Here is a 16867-nt window from a genome sequence, read left to right as displayed (position 1 = left end):
CGAGGTTCTCGGGGCTGCGCCCCGGACCCCTGGGGTGGTGCGTCGGCTGCGGGCCGGTGGGGGCTGGTCGCGCAGTTCCCCGCGCCCCTTTGGGGCGCAGTTCCGTGTCCGGCCCAACACCCATCTCGTTGGCGGGACATGACCACCCAGGACCCCACCCCCCGCCGCGTGCCCCGCGCCGCTCTCCTCGGCGCCGTCGTCGCGCTCCTCCTCACCGGTACCGCCACCACCGCCGCCGCCGGGCCCGACACCCTGCACGGCTCCGGCTACGTGGCCCTCGGCGACTCCTACTCCTCCGGTCTCGGCGCCGGCTCCTACGACTTCGGCAGCGGGGAGTGCAAGCGCAGCGCCCGGGCCTACCCGGCCCTCTGGGCCAAGGCCCACTCCCCCAAGTCCTTCTCCTTCACCGCCTGCTCCGGTGCCACCACCGAGGACGTCCGGAAGAACCAACTCGGGCCGCTCTCCCGGCAGACCGGGCTCGTCACCCTCACGGCCGGGGCCAACGACGCCGGGTTCGCCAAGGTGATGCAGGAATGCGCCGTCAGCCCCGACGACGGCGCGTGCGTCGAGCGCGTGAACGAGTCCCGCGCATTCATCGCGGACGTCCTGCCCGACAAGCTCGGCAAGCTCTACGACGAGATCGGCCGGCGGGCCCCCGCCGCCCGCGTCGTCGTGCTCGGCTACCCGCGCCTCTACAAGCTCGACGGCGGCTGCCGCATCGGCCTCAGCGAGCGCAAGCGGACGGCGATCGACCGGGCCGAGGACGAGCTCAACGCCGCGACCGTCCAGGCCGCCGCCCGTCACCGGTTCGCCTTCGTGGACGCCAACTCCACCTTCGGCGGGCACGAGATCTGCTCCGCCGACCCCCACCCCTGGCTGCACAGCCTCACGTTCCCCGTCGACGAGTCCTACCATCCCACCTCCGACGGCCAGTCACGCGGCTACCTTCCGCTGCTCCCCTCCGGCGGCTGACGCGGCGGCCGGCGGGCCGTCGTGGTGGATCGGCGCCCGCGTCCCGGTGAGCGGCACCCCCGATCCGCCCCTGCGCACCGCGACGATCTCCGCCGCGATCGACAGGGCGGTCTCCTCGGGCGTCCGGGCCCCGAGGTCCAGGCCGATCGGGGAGTGCAGCCGGGACAGCCCGGCCTCGTCCACGCCCGCCTCGCGCAGCCGGGACAGCCGGTCCCGGTGCGTGCGGCGCGAGCCCATGGCCCCGACGTAGGCGACGGGCAGCCGCAACGCCCGTTCCAGCAGCGGCACGTCGAACTTCGCGTCGTGGGTGAGGACGCACAGGACCGTACGGGCGTCCAGGCGCCCGTGCGCGGCCTGCGCGTCGAGGTAGCGGTGGGGCCAGTCCACGACCACCTCGTCCGCCTCCGGGAAGCGGCGGGCGGTGGCGAAGACCGGGCGGGCGTCGCAGACCGTGACGTGGTAGCCGAGGAACTTCCCGGCCCTGACCAGTGCCGCCGCGAAGTCGATCGCGCCGAAGACGAGCATGCGCGGCGGCGGCCCGCTCGGCTCCACCAGGACGGTGACGAGCGCGTCGCAGCCGAGGTCCAGCAGCGCGGTGCGGCCGCCCGCGTCCAGGAGGGCGGCGGCCTCCGCCGCGGCCGCGCGGTCGCGTTCCGGTCCGCCGCCCAGCGTGCCCTCCGCGGCTCCGCCGGCCCGCACGAGCAACGCGCCGCCGTGCGGCGCCCGGACGAGCGCCGCACGCTCCTTCCGGGCGGCCGCCGCCAGCGCCGCGGCGCACACCGCGCGCCACGGCGCGTCGCGCCGCACCGGGGTCACCAGGACGTCGATCACGCCCCCGCACGTCAGGCCGACCGCGAACGCGTCCTCGTCGGAGTAGCCGAACCGTTCCGTCAGCTGCTCCCCGCTCTCCAGCGCCTCCCGGCACAGCTCGTACACCGCTCCCTCGACGCACCCGCCCGACACCGAGCCGACGGCCGTGCCGTCCGCGTCGACGGCGAGCGCCGCGCCGGGCTGCCGGGGTGCGCTGCCCTGCACCGCGGTCACCGTGGCCACCGCGAAGTCGCGGCCCTCCGCGCACCAGCGGTTCAACTCGTCCGCCAGATCCAGCACCGTGCCCCCCTCACGTGGCTCCGAGCCACAGTTCGATCGGATGCAGGGCGAAGTAGCCCGTGAAGACCGCGCTGAGCGCCCACATGAAGGCGCCGGGTTCGCGCCACTTGCCCTCGGCGGCCTTGATGACGGTGAAGGCGATGACGCCCGCGCCGACGCCGACGGTGATGGAGTAGGTGAAGGGCATGAGCACGACGGTCAGGAAGACCGGGATCACGACGGCCCGGTCCGTCCAGTCGATGTGCCGGGCACTGCCCATCATCATCGCGCCGATGACCACCAGCGCCGCGGCGGCCACCTCGCCGGGCACGATGCGCGTCAGCGGGGTGAAGAACAGGCAGGCGGCGAAGAGGAGTCCGGTCACCACCGAGGACAGTCCGGTGCGTGCGCCCTCTCCCACGCCCGTCGCCGACTCCACGTAGACGGTCTGGCCCGACGCGCCGGCCAGTCCGCCGATCGCCCCGCCCGCGCCGTCCACCAGCAGCGCCCTGCTCAGACCCGGCATCCGGCCCTGCTCGTCGGCCAGTTGCGCCTCCGACCCGACGCCGATGATCGTGGCCATCGCGTCGAAGAACCCCGCGAGGACGAGTGTGAAGACGATCATGCCGACGGTGAGGGCGCCGACCGAGCCCCAGCCCCCGAACTCCACGTGCCCGAAGAGGGAGAAGTCCGGCATGGACACCGCGCCGCCCTGCAGCCGGGGAGGCCCGTTCTGCCAGGCACCCGGCCCGGACACGCCGGTCGCGTCGACGACGACGGCGAGCACGGTGCCGGCGACGATGCCGATGAGGATCGCGCCGGGGATGTTGCGGGCCTGGAGCATGAAGACGAGCAGCAGCGTGATGCAGAAGACCAGGACGGGCCAGCCGGCGAGTTCACCGGCCGGCCCGAGCGTGACGGGCCCTCCGCCGCCCTTGGCCTCGTGCACGAAGCCGCCCTTCACCAGGCCGATGAGGGCGATGAACATGCCGATGCCCATGGTGATGGCGTGCTTGAGGGCCGTCGGGATCGCGTCCATGACGCGCTCGCGCAGCCCGGTGAGGACGAGGAGGACGATCACGGAGCCGTAGACCACGCACATGCCCATCGCCTGCGGCCAGGTCATATGGGGCACGACCTGACTGGAGAGCACGCCGGAGACCCCGAGTCCGGCCGCCAGGGCGAGCGGCACCTTGCCGACGAACCCCATGAGCAGCGTGGAGACCGCCGCGGCGAAGGCGGTCGCGGTGATCAACGGGGCGTGGCCGAGCGTGTGGTGACGGACGTCGGGGCCGGAGAGGATCAGGGGGTTGAGCAGGAGGATGTAGCTCATCGCCATGAAGGTGGTGATGCCGCCGCGGACTTCGCGCGCGAGGGTGGAGCGACGTTCGGTCAAATGGAAATACCGGTCATGCCAGGGCAGTTGTACGACCGGAGCCTCCGGTCGTACGGGTGCTTGGGTCATGGGTACCTGCTCCAGGTGGGGGTGCGCCCCGTAAGGGGCGCGGGGAACTGCGCGATCAACCAAGAACTACCCGCCGGCCGACGAACAACCTCAGGTCCCCGTAAGATGCTCAGGCCTCACAGGCACCCGCCGCAAGGCGAGCCCCGTGGCCTGCCTGATGGCCGCCACAACGGCCGGCGTCGACGAAAGAGTCGGCGCCTCCCCCACCCCCCGCAACCCGTAAGGGGCGTGGTCGTCGGCGAGTTCGAGGATGTCGACGGGAATGGCGGGGGTGTCGAGGATGGTCGGGATCAGATAGTCGGTGAAGGAGGGATTCCGCACCTTCGCGGTCGCCGGGTCGACCACGATCTCCTCCATGACGGCGAGCCCCAGGCCCTGGGTGGAGCCGCCCTGGATCTGGCCGGTGACGGACAGCGGGTTGAGCGCCTTGCCGACGTCCTGGGCACAGGCCAGTTCCACGACCTTCACCAGCCCGAGCTCGGTGTCGACCTCGACGACGGCCCGGTGCGCGGCGAACGAGTACTGGACGTGCCCCTTGCCCTGGCCCGTGCGCAGGTCGAACGGTTCGGTGGGCCGGTGGCGCCACTCCAGCTCGCGTTCCACGCAGGTGTCCTCGAGGACGTCGGCGAGATCGGCGAGGACCTCGCCGTCCTCGGTGACGACTTTGCCGTCCTCCAGCAGGAGTTCGGCCGTCGCCCACGCCGGGTGGTACGAGCCGAAGCGGGCCCGTCCCAGTTCCAGCACGTCCTCGCGCACGGCCTCGCAGGCGTGCTTGACCGCGCCGCCGGTGACGTACGTCTGCCGGGAGGCGGAGGTGGAGCCGGCCGAACCGACCCTGGTGTCGGCCGGGTTGATGGTGACGCGGGCCACGCCGAGCTCGGTGCGGGCGATCTGGGCGTGCACGGTGACGCCGCCCTGTCCGACCTCGGCCATCGCGGTGTGCACGGTCGCGACGGGCTCGCCGCCCACGACCTCCAGGCGGACGCGCGCGGTGGAGTAGTCGTCGAAGCCCTCGGAGAAGCCGACGTTCTTGATCCCGACCGCGTAGCCGACGCCCCGCACGACGCCCTCGCCGTGCGTGGTGTTCGACAGGCCGCCGGGCAGGGCACGCAGGTCCGGGGCGCCGCCCGCCGTCTCCCACTGGCGCTCGGGCGGCAGTGGCATCGCCTTGACGCGGCGCAGGAGTTCGGCGACGGGCGCCGGGGAGTCGACGACCTGCCCCGTCGGCATCACCGCGCCCTGCGCCATGGCGTTGCGCTGCCGGAACGCGACCGGGTCCATGCCGAGTTCGGCCGCGACCCGGTCCATCTGCGCCTCGTAGGCGAAGCAGGCCTGCACGGCGCCGAAGCCGCGCATGGCCCCGCAGGGCGGGTTGTTGGTGTAGAGGGCGAGGGCCTCGACGTCGACGTTGTCGACGACGTACGGGCCGACGGACAGCGAGGCCGCGTTGCCGACGACGGCCGGGGAGGAGGAGGCGTAGGCGCCGCCGTCGAGGACGATGCGGCAGGCGACGTAGAGCAACGTGCCGTCGCGAGTGGCCCCGTGCTCGTAGGCGAGCTTGGCGGGGTGGCGGTGGACGTGGCCGAAGAAGGACTCGAAGCGGTTGTAGACGATCTTGACGGGTTTGCCGGTGCGCAGCGCCAGCAGGCAGGCGTGGGCCTGCATGGACAGGTCCTCGCGGCCGCCGAAGGCGCCGCCGACGCCGGAGAGGGTCATGCGCACCTTGTCCTCGGGCAGGCCGAGGACGGGGGCGACCTGGCGCAGGTCGGCGTGCAGCCACTGGGTGGAGACGTAGAGGTCGACGCCGCCGTCCTCGGCGGGCACGGCGAGTCCCGACTCGGGGCCCAGGAATGCCTGGTCCTGCATGCCCATTTCGTACTCGCCGTGCACGACGACGTCGGCGCGTTCGCGGGCCGCGGCCACGTCGCCGCGGACGACGGGCTGGCGGTGGACGATGTTGGGGTGCGGGACGTGGCGGGAGTGGTCGTCGTCGCGGGCGGGGTGCAGGAGCGGGGCGCCGGGGGCGGTGGCGGTCTTCTCGTCGGTGACGACGGGGAGTTGCCCGTACTCCACCTTGATCTTCGCCGCCGCGCGGCGGGCGGTCTCGGGGTGGTCGGCGGCGACGAGGGCCACGCCCTCGCCGTGGTAGCGCACGACGCCGTCGGCGAGGACGGGCGTGTCCTTGATCTCCAGCCCGTAGCGGGTCTCGGCCGGGAGGTCGTCGTGGGTCATGACGGCGTGCACGCCGGCGGTGCGCAGCGCCTCGGAGACGTCGACGGACAGGATCCGGGCGTGGGCGTGGGGGCTGCGGAGGGTGAAGCCCCACAGCATGTCCTCGTGCCACAGGTCGGAGGCGTAGGCGAACTCGCCGCTGACCTTGAGGGTGCCGTCGGGGCGGAGCGTGGACTCGCCGATGCCGCCCCTGGCGCGGATTCCCTGGGTGAGGTCGCGCACGGCTCAGACCTCCTGTCCGGCCCGGTCGCGGGCCGCCGCCAGGCGCACCGCGTCGAGGATCTTCTCGTAGCCGGTACATCGGCACAGGTTGCCGGAGAGCGCCTCGCGGATGTCCGCGTCGGAGGGCTGCGGGGTGTGGGCGAGCAGGTCGTCGGCGGCGACGAGGAGGCCGGGGGTGCAGAATCCGCACTGGACGGCGCCGGCGTCGATGAACGCCTGCTGGACGGGCGCGAGTCCGCTGCCGTCCCCTGCCGCCAGCCCTTCGACGGTGACGACCTCGCGGCCCTCCGCCTGTCCGGCGGCCACCAGGCAGGCGCACACGGGCACGCCGTCGAGCCGGACCGTGCAGGAGCCGCATTCGCCCTGCTCGCAGGCGTTCTTGGAGCCCGGCAGACCCAGGCGTTCGCGCAGGACGTACAGGAGACTCTCGCCCTCCCACACGTCGTCGGCCTGCTGCGGCCGGCCGTTGACCGTGAACTTCACGCGCACTGCTGCTCTCCGTCCCCGTCGGTGCGGTACTCCTGCCAGGCCCAGTCGAGCGTGCGCCGGGCCATGACGCCGACGGCCCGGCGCCGGTAGGCGGCGCTGCCGCGGACGTCATCGATCGGACTGCAGGCGCCGGACGCCAGCTCGGCGAACTGCCGCGCGGCGGAAGGGGGTACGGGCCGTCCGGTCTCCCAGCATCGGCCCTCCTCCAGTGCTGCGGCGAGGAACTCCTCGGCCGCCTTCGCCCGTACGGGCGTGGGGGCCGCCGAGCCGATGCCGGTGCGCACGGTGCGGGTGCGCGGGTGCAGGGCGAGGCCGAAGGCGCAGACCGCGATGACCATCGCGTTGCGGGTGCCGACCTTGGAGAACTGCTGCGGCCCGTCGGCCCGTTCGACGTGCACGGCCCGGATCAGCTCGTCCGGGGCGAGGGCGTTGCGCTTGACGCCCGTGTAGAACGCGTCGACCGGGATCATCCGGGTGCCGCGGACGGACTCCGCCTCGATCACGGCGCCGGCCGCCAGCAGGGCGGGGTGCGCGTCGCCGGCCGGGGAGGCGGCGCCGAGGTTGCCGCCGACGGTGCCGCGGTTGCGGATCTGCGGGGAGCCGACGGTGCGGGCGGCGAGGGCGAGGCCGGGGAGCTCGGTGCTCAGCCGCCCGATGATCCGGGCGTACGGGACGGCCGCGCCGAGCCGTACGCTGTCCTCGCCGGTCTCCCACTCGCGGAGCTCGTCGATGCGGGTGAGGTCGAGCAGCTGCTGCGGGCGGCGGTGGTCGAAGTTGATCTCGACCATCACATCCGTGCCGCCCGCTATGGGCACGGCCGTGGGGTGCTCCGCCTTGGCGGCGAGCGCCTCCTCCCAGCCGGTGGGGCGCAGGAAGTCCATGGACGTCTCTTCTCACTGCGGCGGTGGGGTGCGCCCAGTACAGCGAGGTCGGAACGGGCCCGGGCAGTCACCGAAACCATGAAGCGGTTGGCTGGCCAGGCCCATGGTCTTGTAGATTCGAACGAAAGACGGGGTTCGGAAACCTCACAGCATTCCACCGGTTACACGACCGGCTACAAGAAGAACGGCGGCGACGAGGATGCGGCTGCGCGCACTGCTGGAGACCGATGCGCTGGGCCTTCGGCTGCTCGGCGGTGAGGACGAGCTGGACCGTACGGTCCGCGGGGTGATGACCACCGACCTGCGCGACCCCAGCCGGTACCTCTCCGGCGGCGAGCTGGTGCTCACGGGACTGGCGTGGCGGCGGGAGCCGGCCGACTCGGAGCGGTTCGTCCGCATCCTGACGGCGGCCGGGGTGGCCGGGCTGGCGGCGGGCGAGGCGGAGATCGCCTCGACGCCGGACGACCTGATCGAGGCCTGCGCCCGGCACCGGCTGCCGCTGTTCTCCGTCGACGAGACGGTCTCCTTCGCCTCCATCACCGAGCACGTGGTGCGGCAGGTCTCCGGCGAGCGCGCGGGCGACCTGGCCGCTGTCGTGGACCGGCACCGGCGGCTGATGACCTCCGGCCCGGCGGGCGGCGGCCCCGAGGTCGTCCTGGACCTGCTCGAGTCCGACCTGGACCTGCCGGCCTGGGTGCTCTCCCCCACCGGCCGCCGTATCGCGGGCGCCGCCCTGGCCGCGCCGGTCGGCGCGGTGCTGGCGGGCGAGCACCTGGCCGCGGCCCGCACCGGCCGCCGCGAACCGCACCGGGTGACGGCCGGCGGCCACACGTACTCGGTCTTCCCCATCCGCAGCGGCGGCCGCATGACGGCCGGCCGGGACGTGCGCGAGACGGTCCTGTCGGACTGGCTGCTGGCCGTCGAGGCCGACGCCGCGGACTGGCCCGCCGAGCGGCTCGACCTGCTGCACGGCGTCACCCAGCTGATCGCCGTCGAGCGCGACCGGCGCGACGCCGCGCGCACCGTGCGGCGCCGGCTCGCCCAGGAGGTCCTGGAGCTGGTCCAGACGGGCGCCGCGCCCGCCGAGATCGCGGCCCGCCTGCGGGTGGCCGCGCCCGTGCTGCTGCCCGGCCTGGGCACGGCACCGCACTGGCAGATCGTGGTCGCCCGCGTCGAGTGGGCGGACGGCGACATCGAGGCCGGTCCGGTCGCGCAGGCGCTGCTGGAGGAGGTCCTGGTCGACCCGGACTCGACCGGCCCCGAGCCGTCGGACCGCATCGCGGTCGCGCACACGGGCGACGAGGCGGTGGCCCTGGTGCCGCTCCCCGCCGTCGTCACCGGTACGGACGAACCGACGGCCACGGGTCTGCACGCGGACGCCCTGCTCGCGGCCGTCCGCACCCCCCTGGCCGCCGGCCTCGCCGACGACGGCCGTCTGACCTTCGGCGTCAGCGCCCCCGTCCACTCCGCGGAGGGCCTGCGCGGCGCCCTGGAGGAGGCCCGTCACGCCCGGCGCGTGGCCGCGGCCCGCCCGGGCCCGGTCTGCGCCGCGGGCCACCAGGAACTGGCCTCGCACGTCCTGCTGCTCCCGTTCGTCCCGGACGACGTCCGCCGCGCCTTCACGGCCCGTCTGCTGGACCCGCTGAAGGACTACGACCACCGCCACCGCGCGGAGCTGATCCCGACCCTGGAGGCGTTCCTGGACTGCGACGGCTCCTGGACGCGCTGCGCGACGCGGCTGCACCTGCACGTGAACACGCTGCGCTACCGGGTGGGCCGGATCGAGCAGTTGACGGGGCGGGACCTGTCGCGCCTGGAGGACAAACTGGACTTCTTCCTGGCGCTGCGGATGAGTTGAGGGGTGACCGGGGGGTGGCGGAAAGAAATCCGTTGTCGCCCCGCGGCGAGGTCGGGACAGTGACCCCATGGACGTCGACTTCGATCTCGCCGCCGCCGACCGCTACAGCGGCTTCCGCCTGCTGACCGCCCTCGTCGTCCCGCGCCCGATCGCGTGGATCTCGACCGTCTCCGCCGACGGCGTCGACAACCTGGCCCCGTTCTCGTTCTTCGGCATCGCGTGCGTGGCACCGCCGGTGATCCAGTTCTCGTCCATCGGCCGCAGGGACTCCCTGCGGAATGTCGAGGACACGGGCGAGTTCGTCGTGAACGTCGCGCCCGAGGCACTGTGGAAGCAGATCAATGCCACGGCGACCGAATTCCCCTACGGGGTGAGCGAGTTCGACACGACGGGCCTGGAGCGGGAGCCCAGCGCCGTGGTGAAGCCACCGCGGGTGGCCGGCTCCCCGGCGGCGCTGGAGTGCAAGCTCCACAGCACGGTGCGGCTGGGCGACTCGACGGTGGTCTTCGGCCGCGTGGTGCACGCGAGGGTGAAGGAGGACGTCCTGGAGGGCAGCCACCCGGTGGCCGACCGGATGCGGCCGATGACGCGGATGGGGCGCAACGAGTGGGCGACGCTGGGGGAGGTCAGAGAGCTGGCGCAGGTGCCGTATTCGGGCTAGACGCATGCGCTGCAGCGACCGGCACCGGCGTTCCCCTCCCCCACCGGTTGCCACCCCCCGCAGTCGGCCGACCCGGCGCCGGGGGCTCAATCCCCCGGCGCCGGACCCGGCGTTGCGACGGCACGTCGGCGTACCGGCGCTGGACTACCCCCGTGAGCCCAGCATCAGGCAGCCGACGCCCCCGTTTTCACTCACGTGAACGCCGTCGCGGCTGAAGCTTCTCACGTCAGTGGAAGTGCTCGCCACCACCCCTCCCCGCCTCTCCACTGCGATGAATCCGGCCGGGGCGGAAAATTTCACTCGGGTAGTGTGACGGCGTCCGACCACGGGAGAGGGGGAGGCTTGAGCGAGCAGACACGACCCTGCAGTCTTGCGGAGAAGATCAACCGGCTGTTCGAGAGCATCAGGCCGCCGAGCGGCCACGAGTACAGCAACGAGCAAGTGGCCGAGGGCATCTGCAGGCGGGGCCTCACCACGATCTCGCAGAGCTACATCTGGCAGCTGCGCAAGGGCAAGAAGACCAACCCCACCATCAGCCACCTCCAGGCCCTGGCGGACTTCTTCGGCGTTCCCGTCGCCTACTTCTTCGACGACGACGCGGCCGGCGAAGTCGACGGGAAGCTCAAGGCGTTGGAGGCGCAGCAGGCCGCGATGAAGGAGGTCATGAGCAGCGGTGACGTGAAGCTCATGGCGATGCGGGCCGGTGAGCTCTCCCCGCAGCGGCGCAAGCAGGTGATGGATCTCCTGGACGTCGTCTACAAGTTGGAGCAGGCAGAGCGCGGAGACGGCATGGGCGGTTGACGACACCGACGCCGGCGTTCCGGTATGCACCGTTACAGACGAGGGGGCAGGAAAGGGGGATTCATGCCGCATTTGTGCAGGAGAGATCCATTTGATCCATTTGACGGAGCGTGAGCTCCGACGCCGATGCAAGCGCGAACTACGGGCCTTGGACATCAAGCCGCCGCTCCGCGTGGAAGAGCTGTGCCAGAAACTCGGTGAGCGCCGCAGGCGCCCCATCCGGCTCGTCCCCCATCCGCTGCCCATGCCGGGGCCGTTCGGCTGCTGGATAGCGACGCCGACGGCCGACTACATCCTGTACCAGCAGGAAACCAGCAAGACCCACCAGGACCACATCATCCTGCACGAAGTGGGTCACATCATGGCCGACCACGAAGGCGTCGACACCGGCGCCGACTTCCTGCAGGCGACCATGCCCGGACTCGCACCGGACACCGTCACCCGCGGTCTGCGGCGCACCTCGTACGACGAGGAGCACGAGCGCCAGGCGGAGCTCGTCGCCACGATCATCCTGGAGTGGGCGTCGGTCCTGGACCGCGTGGCGCCCCGCCCGGTCGCCGACCCCTCGGTCAACCGCGTCCAGACCGCCCTCGGCGACCGCAGGGGGTGGCTGTGACCGTCGTGATGTGCCTGACGGCCGCCCTGTTCGTCCTGGCCGTGCTCTGGAAGGTCTACCAGCTCACCCAGGCCCCGTACGACCGTGCCCTGCGCGCGGTCACCGCCTGTCTCGTCTGCACGGCCGGTTCGTTCTCGACCGGGTTCCCGCCCGAGAAGCGCGCCCTCGACGCCGCGCTCGGCACCGGTGCGGCCAGTCTGCTGTCCAACGTGCTGCTCCTGGCGGCGGTGTACTCGCTGCTGACGTTCTTCCTGCACTCCGCCGCGGACCGGCACCGGGCGAGCCGCCGTGCCCTTCTCGAAGCGGTGCCCCTGGCGTTGACGGCGATCGTCATCACCGTGGCCACCGTGACCGCCCCGGCCGGCGTGCGCGGCCGCCCCTACGGGCAGGCCGACCTGCACACGCCGCAGGTCGCCGTCTTCTTCGTCGCCGCACAGCTGTACCTGGTCTACTCCCTGGCGACGACGGCCCGGTGGACCGCCCGCTACGCGCGGATGTCGCAGAAACCGTCCGCCACCGGGCTGTGGATCACCGCCGGTTCGCTGGCCGGCATGGCGGCGGCCAACGCGCTGCGCGTGGTGATGGACCTGACGGGCTGGTTCGGCAGCGGCTCCGCCCCGGCCGGGCTGTCGCACAGCGTGGCGCTGCTGTTCGCGCTCGCGGTGCCGGCCTTCGTCGTGGGGCTGAGCTACCCCGGTCTGGCCATGCGGCTGGCCGGTCTGCGGATCTGGCGGCAGCACCGCCGCACGTACCAGCGCCTCCGCCCGCTGTGGGACCTGCTGCACGACGCGTTCCCGCAGGACGCCCTCGGCCGCTCGCCCGGCGGCAAGTGGCGCGAGGCGATACACGTGCGCGGAGTGCACCGCAGGTACTACCGGCGGGTCATCGAGTGCCGCGACGGCCTGGTCCGGGTGAGCCCGTACCTGGCACAACTGGGCGTCCAGGACGGCGCCACGCCCCAGGCGGTGGCGGAGCACCTGCGCGCGGCCCTGTGCGCCCAGGCGGCAGGCACGCCCGCGACGACCGAGGCGCTGGCGGTGGCGCTTCCGGGTGAAGACAGCATCGACGCCGACGCGCGGCAACTGGTTGCCGTGGCCGAGGCCTTGGTGACGACGGCATAGGAGTTCCGAACACACCATGAGCGACGCACAGCTCACAGACGCACAGTTCACAGACGCACTGCGCACAGACGTACTGATCACAGCGGCCCGGGTGCTCACCGGCCCCGGCGGGGAGCACGTCGAGGACGGCGCCGTGCTGGTGCAGGACGGCACGGTCACGGCCGCCGGCCCGCGCGCGGCGGTCGAGGCGCTGGCGCCCGACGGCACCGCCCGGCGGGACTTCGGGGATGCCACCGTGCTGCCCGGCCTCATCGACTGCCACGTCCACCTGGCGTTCGACGGGAGCGACGACCCCGTGACCGCCCTGCAGAACAGCGACGACGAGCCCCTCCTGGCCGGCATGGCCGAGCGGGCCCGCCGGCTGCTCGGCAGCGGCGTGACCACGGTGCGCGACCTGGGCGACCGGAACGGTCTGGCCCTGCGCCTGCGCGACGCCGTCGCCGAGGGCGCCCTGCCCGGCCCGCGCATCCTCTCCGCGGCGACGCCGGTCACCGCGCCGGGCGGGCACTGCTGGTTCTTCGGCGGCGAGGTCGACGGCCCGGACGCCCTCCGCGCCCTGGTCCGGCGCAACATCGACGCCGGGGCCGACGTCATCAAGGTGATGGCCACCGGCGGCGGGCACACCCGCGGCGGACCGGCGGTCTGGCAGAGCCAGTTCACCGCGGACGAGCTCCGGCTCGTCGTCGAGGAGGCCAGCCGGGCCGGGCTGCCCGTCGCCGTCCACGCCCACGGCACCGCGGGCATCGAGGCGGCCGTGGCCGCGGGCGTGGCCACCATCGAGCACTGCACGTGGATGGCCGAGGACGGCGGATTCGACCTCCGCGAGGACCTCGTGGACGCCATCAAGGCCGCCGGGATCCACGTCTGCACGGCCACCAGCCCCAACTGGCGCGGGTTCGCCGAGCGCGTCGGCCACGAGCGCGCCGAGGAACTCTTCGCCTCCATGCGCTGGATGGCGAAGCTCGGCGTCCCGATGATCGCCGGCACGGACGCCGGCGTGACGCGCGCGGTGTTCGACAAGTTCGTCAACAGCCTGGAGTTCTACCAGTACCTGGGCATCCCGCTCGCGAAGATCGTCGACATGGCCACCGGGGACGCTGCGCTGGCTCTGGGGATCGGGGGCGAGGTGGGGCGGCTTGCCCCGGGGTACCGGGCCGATGTTCTTGTTGTGGACGGTAACCCTCTTGTCGAGTTGGACGCGCTGCGGCGCGTGCGGTTCGTCCTGGCGGACGGGCGGGGGTTCTTGGGGTAGTTCTGCGGGTGCGGGTCGGTTGTGGTTGCTCGCGCAGTTCCCCGCGCCCCTATCGGGGCGCGAACTCACGCCCGTCCCAAATACCGCAGGTACTCCGCCCGGTTGAGCGGATTGCCGTCGGTACGGGGGCGGATCGGCGGGCGGCCCGTGTACGCGCGGTCCGCCGTCGGCGCCGACCACCACACCGACTCACCGTGTGTGAGCGGTGACAGGCGCCGCTCCACCAGAGGGATACGGCGGGCCGGAATGGTGCCCTTCAGCAGCCATGCCGACCCGCCGTCCTCCGGCAGCGTCTCCGCGATGCCGGCTCCCGTCTCGCTCAGCATCGCCGTCACCGCGCCCAGCGCATCCGCCGGGAGCTCCAGTTCGTACGCATGGCACGGCTCGTACACGCGCGTGCCCGCCTCCGCCAGGGCGCGCATCAGGACCAGCGGAGTCAGGTTGCGGAAGTCCGCCGCCGTGCTGACCGGGCTCGCGTAGCCGGAGTGGGTCAGGGTGACCGTGCAGTCCGTCACCGCCCAGCCGTACAGGCCCTGTTCCAGGGTGCGGTGGACCGTCTCCTCGATGGCGTGGTCCAAGGCGTGCGGAAGTGCGCCCAGTTCGGTCTCGCGGCGGAAGGTCACACCCGCGCCGAAGGCTCCCGGCTCGACGCGCAGGCCCACCGTGGCCCAGAAGACGTGCCCGCCGTGGCGGTCGATCGCCTCGTGGGCCGAGCCCGTGCCGAGCAGGCGCTCGCGGTGGACCGTGCGGCTCGGTTCGAAGACGGCGGTCACGCCGAACTCCTCGCCCAGCGTCGAGGCGAGGATCTCCTTCTGGATCTCCCCGTACAGCAGGACGCTCGTCCCGCCGCCCTCCCCCTCCGGCAGCGCGCGGGCGGCGATCAGCGGGTCCTGGTCGGCCAGGGCCGTGAGCGCCGCGTGCAGGCGCGCCGCCTCCTGCGGGTGCACGGGACGCACCACCGTCTCCAGCGCCGGCGGCGCGAAGCACCCCTCCGCCGCTGCGGAACGGGCCGGGCCCAGGCGGTCGCCCACGCGGACCCGGGGCAGGCCGCGGATCCGCGCGATGTCCCCCGCGGTGAGGACGCTTCCTCCGCCGACGACGTCGAGGGACGTGACACGGCCCGAGTGCTCCCCCGCACCGTTGCTCAGCGTGATGCGGTCCCTGCTGCGCAGTTCCCCCGCGAACAGGCGGAGGTACGCCGTCTTCTCGCCCGTCCCGGCCGCGCGCTCCACCGCGAAGACCGTGCCGCTGGGCGCACCCGTACCGTGCACGGCGGCGGAGGCGGGCAGCAGCCACGTCGCCATTCCCTCGATCAGGCCCGCAACTCCCGTGCCCGACAGGGCCGATCCGCAGTAGACGGGGTGCACCTCGCCCCGTGCCGTGCCCTCGGTGATCCGCGCGCGCAGTGCGTCGGCGTCCGGTGTGCGGCCCTCCACGAGATCGGCCAGGAGCGCGTCGTCCTGCTCCGCCAGGATCTCCGCCACGCGCTCCCGGAACTCCGGGTCCGCGAGCGGGCCCGTCATCGGCACGGCGGCGGCGCCGCGCGTCAGCCGCGCGCGGATGTCCTGCAGTGTGCGCCCGACGTTCGCGCCCGCGCGGTCCGTCTTGTTGACGAAGATCAGGACCGGCAGGCCCAGCCGGCGCAGGCTCTTCATCAGCACGCGCGTCTGTGCCTGGACGCCTTCCACCGCGGAGACGACGAGCACCGCCGCGTCCAGCACGCCGAGTGCGCGCTCGACCTCGGCGATGAAGTCGCTGTGGCCCGGGGTGTCGATGAGGTTGACCCTCAAGCCGCCCACGGTGAACGGCGCGACGGCCGTGCGGATGGTGATGCCCCGGCGGCGCTCCAGCTCGCCGGTGTCCGTGCGGGTGCTGCCCTCGTCGACGCTGCCGAGGCGGTCGATCGCCCCGGTGTCGAAGAGCAGGCGCTCCGTGAGGCTGGTCTTACCGGCGTCGACGTGGGCCAGGATCCCGATGTTGAGTGTGCTGAGTGCGTGCATGCGTGCAGAAGTCCTCGAAAACAGGTGTCCGGTCGGGGCGGTGGGTGTTTTCGAAGGTCTGGCGCATGCCCGTGGTCTCCGCGTCTCGTCAGCAGCAGTGGCGAGGGCAGGCTCGCATCGCGGCCGTGCCGTCGCCAGCGATTTTCGCTGCGGCGCGTCGCCGGAAGATTGTGAATTGGTTCACACTTACCTCTTGGCTGCGCCTGCTCGTTCGTGCTGAGATGCGCGCAGGCTTCCAGCTCGACGGCGCGCTCGAAGACTTGGGGAGGGGACTGTGGCGGACACCGCCATGCGGAATTCCGGACTGCCGGAGCCGAGGGGACCTCGTGGCGGGGACGATCCCCCCGACTCCCCCTGCGGACAGGACGATCCGCTCGACCGGGCCGTGTGGCGGCTGCGGTCGCGCGCCTGCTGGGAGGACGCCGCTGCGCTGCTGGCCCCGCACGCCGTGGAGGGGCCGGAGGCGGCGCAGCGGCGCACGGCGGTGCTGATCGAGCAGTGCATGTACACGGGCCGGGGCTGGGGGGCCGCCGAGGATGCGCTGCGGTCCGCCGAGGCGCTCGCCGGCGACGACGAGGAGCGCGGTGCGGCCGCGTGCGAACGGGGTCATCTCGCGTACGCCTCCACTCTTTTGAGCGTACGGGACCGGGCCGACGAGGCGCGCTCCGCGCTCGGGCGGGCGGCCGCGCTGCTCGGGCCGCAGTCGCCCACGCGGCCGCTGCTGGACTTCCGCCGGGGGCTGATCGCCCAGCACCTGTCGGAGAACCCGGGCGATGCGACGGCGGCGTTCGAGCGGGCGCACGCGGGGGCCACGGCGCGGGGACAGCGGCTGCTCCTGTCGTTCACGTGGCGCCATGTGGCGGCCATGGCCGAGCAGGACGGACGGCTCAGCGAGGCGCGTTACGGCTTCACCGAATCACTCCACATTCGGGAGGAATTGGGATATTTGGTGGGGATTGCGCCCGCTTTGGCATCATTGGCGGCCGTGACGGAGGACGAACACGAGGCGGCCCGCCTCCGCCGGGAGGCCGGCCGCCTGGTCGGCTTGCTGGGCGGAGTCCCGACGTGGCTGGCACGCCAATTGAGGGGTGACTGAGCGCCCCGTCAGGGGCGCGGGGAACTGCGCGACCAGCCACCGACGGCCTGCAGCCGACGCACCACCCCAGGGGTCCGGGGCGAAGCCCCGAGAACCCCGACTGCGGGCGCGT

At 72.9% G+C, this 16867-nt stretch carries 14 protein-coding genes; 8 read left to right on the top strand and 6 right to left on the bottom strand.

The features are described 5' to 3' along the window. Positions 1-138: 138 nt before the first annotated feature. Positions 139-972, top strand: a complete 834-nt coding sequence (locus tag ACWD4B_RS26390) for an SGNH/GDSL hydrolase family protein (RefSeq protein WP_451423097.1) — start codon at positions 139-141, stop codon at positions 970-972. Here the strand turns inward: ACWD4B_RS26390 and ACWD4B_RS26385 are convergent. The 5 genes from ACWD4B_RS26385 to ACWD4B_RS26365 all read right to left on the bottom strand — a co-directional run bounded on the left by ACWD4B_RS26385 (position 934) and on the right by ACWD4B_RS26365 (position 7350). Then, positions 934-2082: an XdhC family protein gene (locus ACWD4B_RS26385; protein ID WP_451423096.1), complete on the bottom strand. Its 1149-nt coding sequence runs from the start codon at positions 2080-2082 to the stop codon at positions 934-936. The genes ACWD4B_RS26390 and ACWD4B_RS26385 overlap by 39 nt on opposite strands. Positions 2083-2092: 10 nt before the next feature. After that, entirely contained in the window at positions 2093-3526 is a 1434-nt protein-coding gene (locus tag ACWD4B_RS26380; protein WP_451423095.1) for an NCS2 family permease, read from the bottom strand. A gap of 90 nt (positions 3527-3616) precedes the next feature. Beyond that, the gene (gene pucD, locus ACWD4B_RS26375) at positions 3617-5980 is read right to left on the bottom strand and encodes a xanthine dehydrogenase subunit D (RefSeq protein WP_451423094.1); all 2364 of its coding nucleotides are present in this window, start codon (positions 5978-5980) and stop codon (positions 3617-3619) included. A 3-nt stretch (positions 5981-5983) separates the two neighbouring features. Further along, positions 5984-6469, bottom strand: coding sequence for a (2Fe-2S)-binding protein (locus tag ACWD4B_RS26370; protein WP_451423093.1), 486 nt, complete (start codon positions 6467-6469; stop codon positions 5984-5986). Beyond that, positions 6460-7350, bottom strand: a complete 891-nt coding sequence (locus ACWD4B_RS26365) for an FAD binding domain-containing protein (protein WP_451423092.1) — start codon at positions 7348-7350, stop codon at positions 6460-6462. Before ACWD4B_RS26365 ends, ACWD4B_RS26370 begins: the two co-directional genes overlap by 10 nt. Before the next feature lie 199 nt (positions 7351-7549). Here ACWD4B_RS26365 and ACWD4B_RS26360 point away from each other — a divergent pair, with 199 nt between their 5' ends. From ACWD4B_RS26360 to ACWD4B_RS26335, 6 genes are all read left to right on the top strand, one after another. Beyond that, on the top strand, positions 7550-9208 hold the full coding sequence (locus ACWD4B_RS26360; protein ID WP_451423091.1) for a PucR family transcriptional regulator: 1659 nt from the start codon (positions 7550-7552) through the stop codon (positions 9206-9208). Between the two features lie 67 nt (positions 9209-9275). After that, the gene (locus ACWD4B_RS26355; RefSeq protein ID WP_451423090.1) at positions 9276-9869 is read left to right on the top strand and encodes a flavin reductase family protein; all 594 of its coding nucleotides are present in this window, start codon (positions 9276-9278) and stop codon (positions 9867-9869) included. Between the two features lie 342 nt (positions 9870-10211). Then, complete coding sequence (locus ACWD4B_RS26350; protein WP_451423089.1) at positions 10212-10670, top strand: helix-turn-helix domain-containing protein; 459 nt, start codon at positions 10212-10214, stop codon at positions 10668-10670. A 148-nt stretch (positions 10671-10818) separates the two neighbouring features. After that, positions 10819-11286 carry a hypothetical protein gene (locus tag ACWD4B_RS26345; protein WP_451423088.1) on the top strand — a complete coding sequence of 156 codons (468 nt, stop codon included), beginning with the start codon at positions 10819-10821 and terminating at the stop codon, positions 11284-11286. Further along, a complete protein-coding gene (locus ACWD4B_RS26340; RefSeq protein WP_451423087.1) occupies positions 11283-12407 on the top strand; it encodes an MAB_1171c family putative transporter in 1125 nt (374 codons plus the stop codon). The genes ACWD4B_RS26345 and ACWD4B_RS26340 overlap by 4 nt, the downstream gene beginning before the upstream one ends. Before the next feature lie 16 nt (positions 12408-12423). Continuing rightward, on the top strand, positions 12424-13659 hold the full coding sequence (locus ACWD4B_RS26335) for an amidohydrolase family protein (protein WP_451423086.1): 1236 nt from the start codon (positions 12424-12426) through the stop codon (positions 13657-13659). A gap of 65 nt (positions 13660-13724) precedes the next feature. Here the strand turns inward: ACWD4B_RS26335 and ACWD4B_RS26330 are convergent, their stop codons facing one another. Beyond that, on the bottom strand, positions 13725-15659 hold the full coding sequence (locus ACWD4B_RS26330; RefSeq protein WP_451423085.1) for a GTP-binding protein: 1935 nt from the start codon (positions 15657-15659) through the stop codon (positions 13725-13727). 274 nt (positions 15660-15933) lie between these two features. Here ACWD4B_RS26330 and ACWD4B_RS26325 point away from each other — a divergent pair, with 274 nt between their 5' ends. Next, positions 15934-16755, top strand: a complete 822-nt coding sequence (locus tag ACWD4B_RS26325; RefSeq protein WP_451423084.1) for a hypothetical protein — start codon at positions 15934-15936, stop codon at positions 16753-16755. Positions 16756-16867 lie beyond the last annotated feature (112 nt).

This window comes from Streptomyces sp. NPDC002536, from assembly GCF_053594995.1.
This window is presented reverse-complemented; position numbering and strand designations above follow the sequence as displayed.

Excerpts from the sequence above, each read along its gene's own strand:
- ACWD4B_RS26360 (WP_451423091.1), top strand. The coding sequence starts at position 7,550 with ATGCGGCTGCGCGCACTGCTGGAGACCGATGCGCTGGGCCTTCGGCTG.
- ACWD4B_RS26330 (WP_451423085.1), bottom strand. The coding sequence starts at position 15,659 with ATGCACGCACTCAGCACACTCAACATCGGGATCCTGGCCCACGTCGAC.
- ACWD4B_RS26365 (WP_451423092.1), bottom strand. The coding sequence starts at position 7,350 with ATGGACTTCCTGCGCCCCACCGGCTGGGAGGAGGCGCTCGCCGCCAAG.
- ACWD4B_RS26380 (WP_451423095.1), bottom strand. The coding sequence starts at position 3,526 with ATGACCCAAGCACCCGTACGACCGGAGGCTCCGGTCGTACAACTGCCC.
- ACWD4B_RS26390 (WP_451423097.1), top strand. The coding sequence starts at position 139 with ATGACCACCCAGGACCCCACCCCCCGCCGCGTGCCCCGCGCCGCTCTC.
- ACWD4B_RS26335 (WP_451423086.1), top strand. The coding sequence starts at position 12,424 with ATGAGCGACGCACAGCTCACAGACGCACAGTTCACAGACGCACTGCGC.
- ACWD4B_RS26355 (WP_451423090.1), top strand. The coding sequence starts at position 9,276 with ATGGACGTCGACTTCGATCTCGCCGCCGCCGACCGCTACAGCGGCTTC.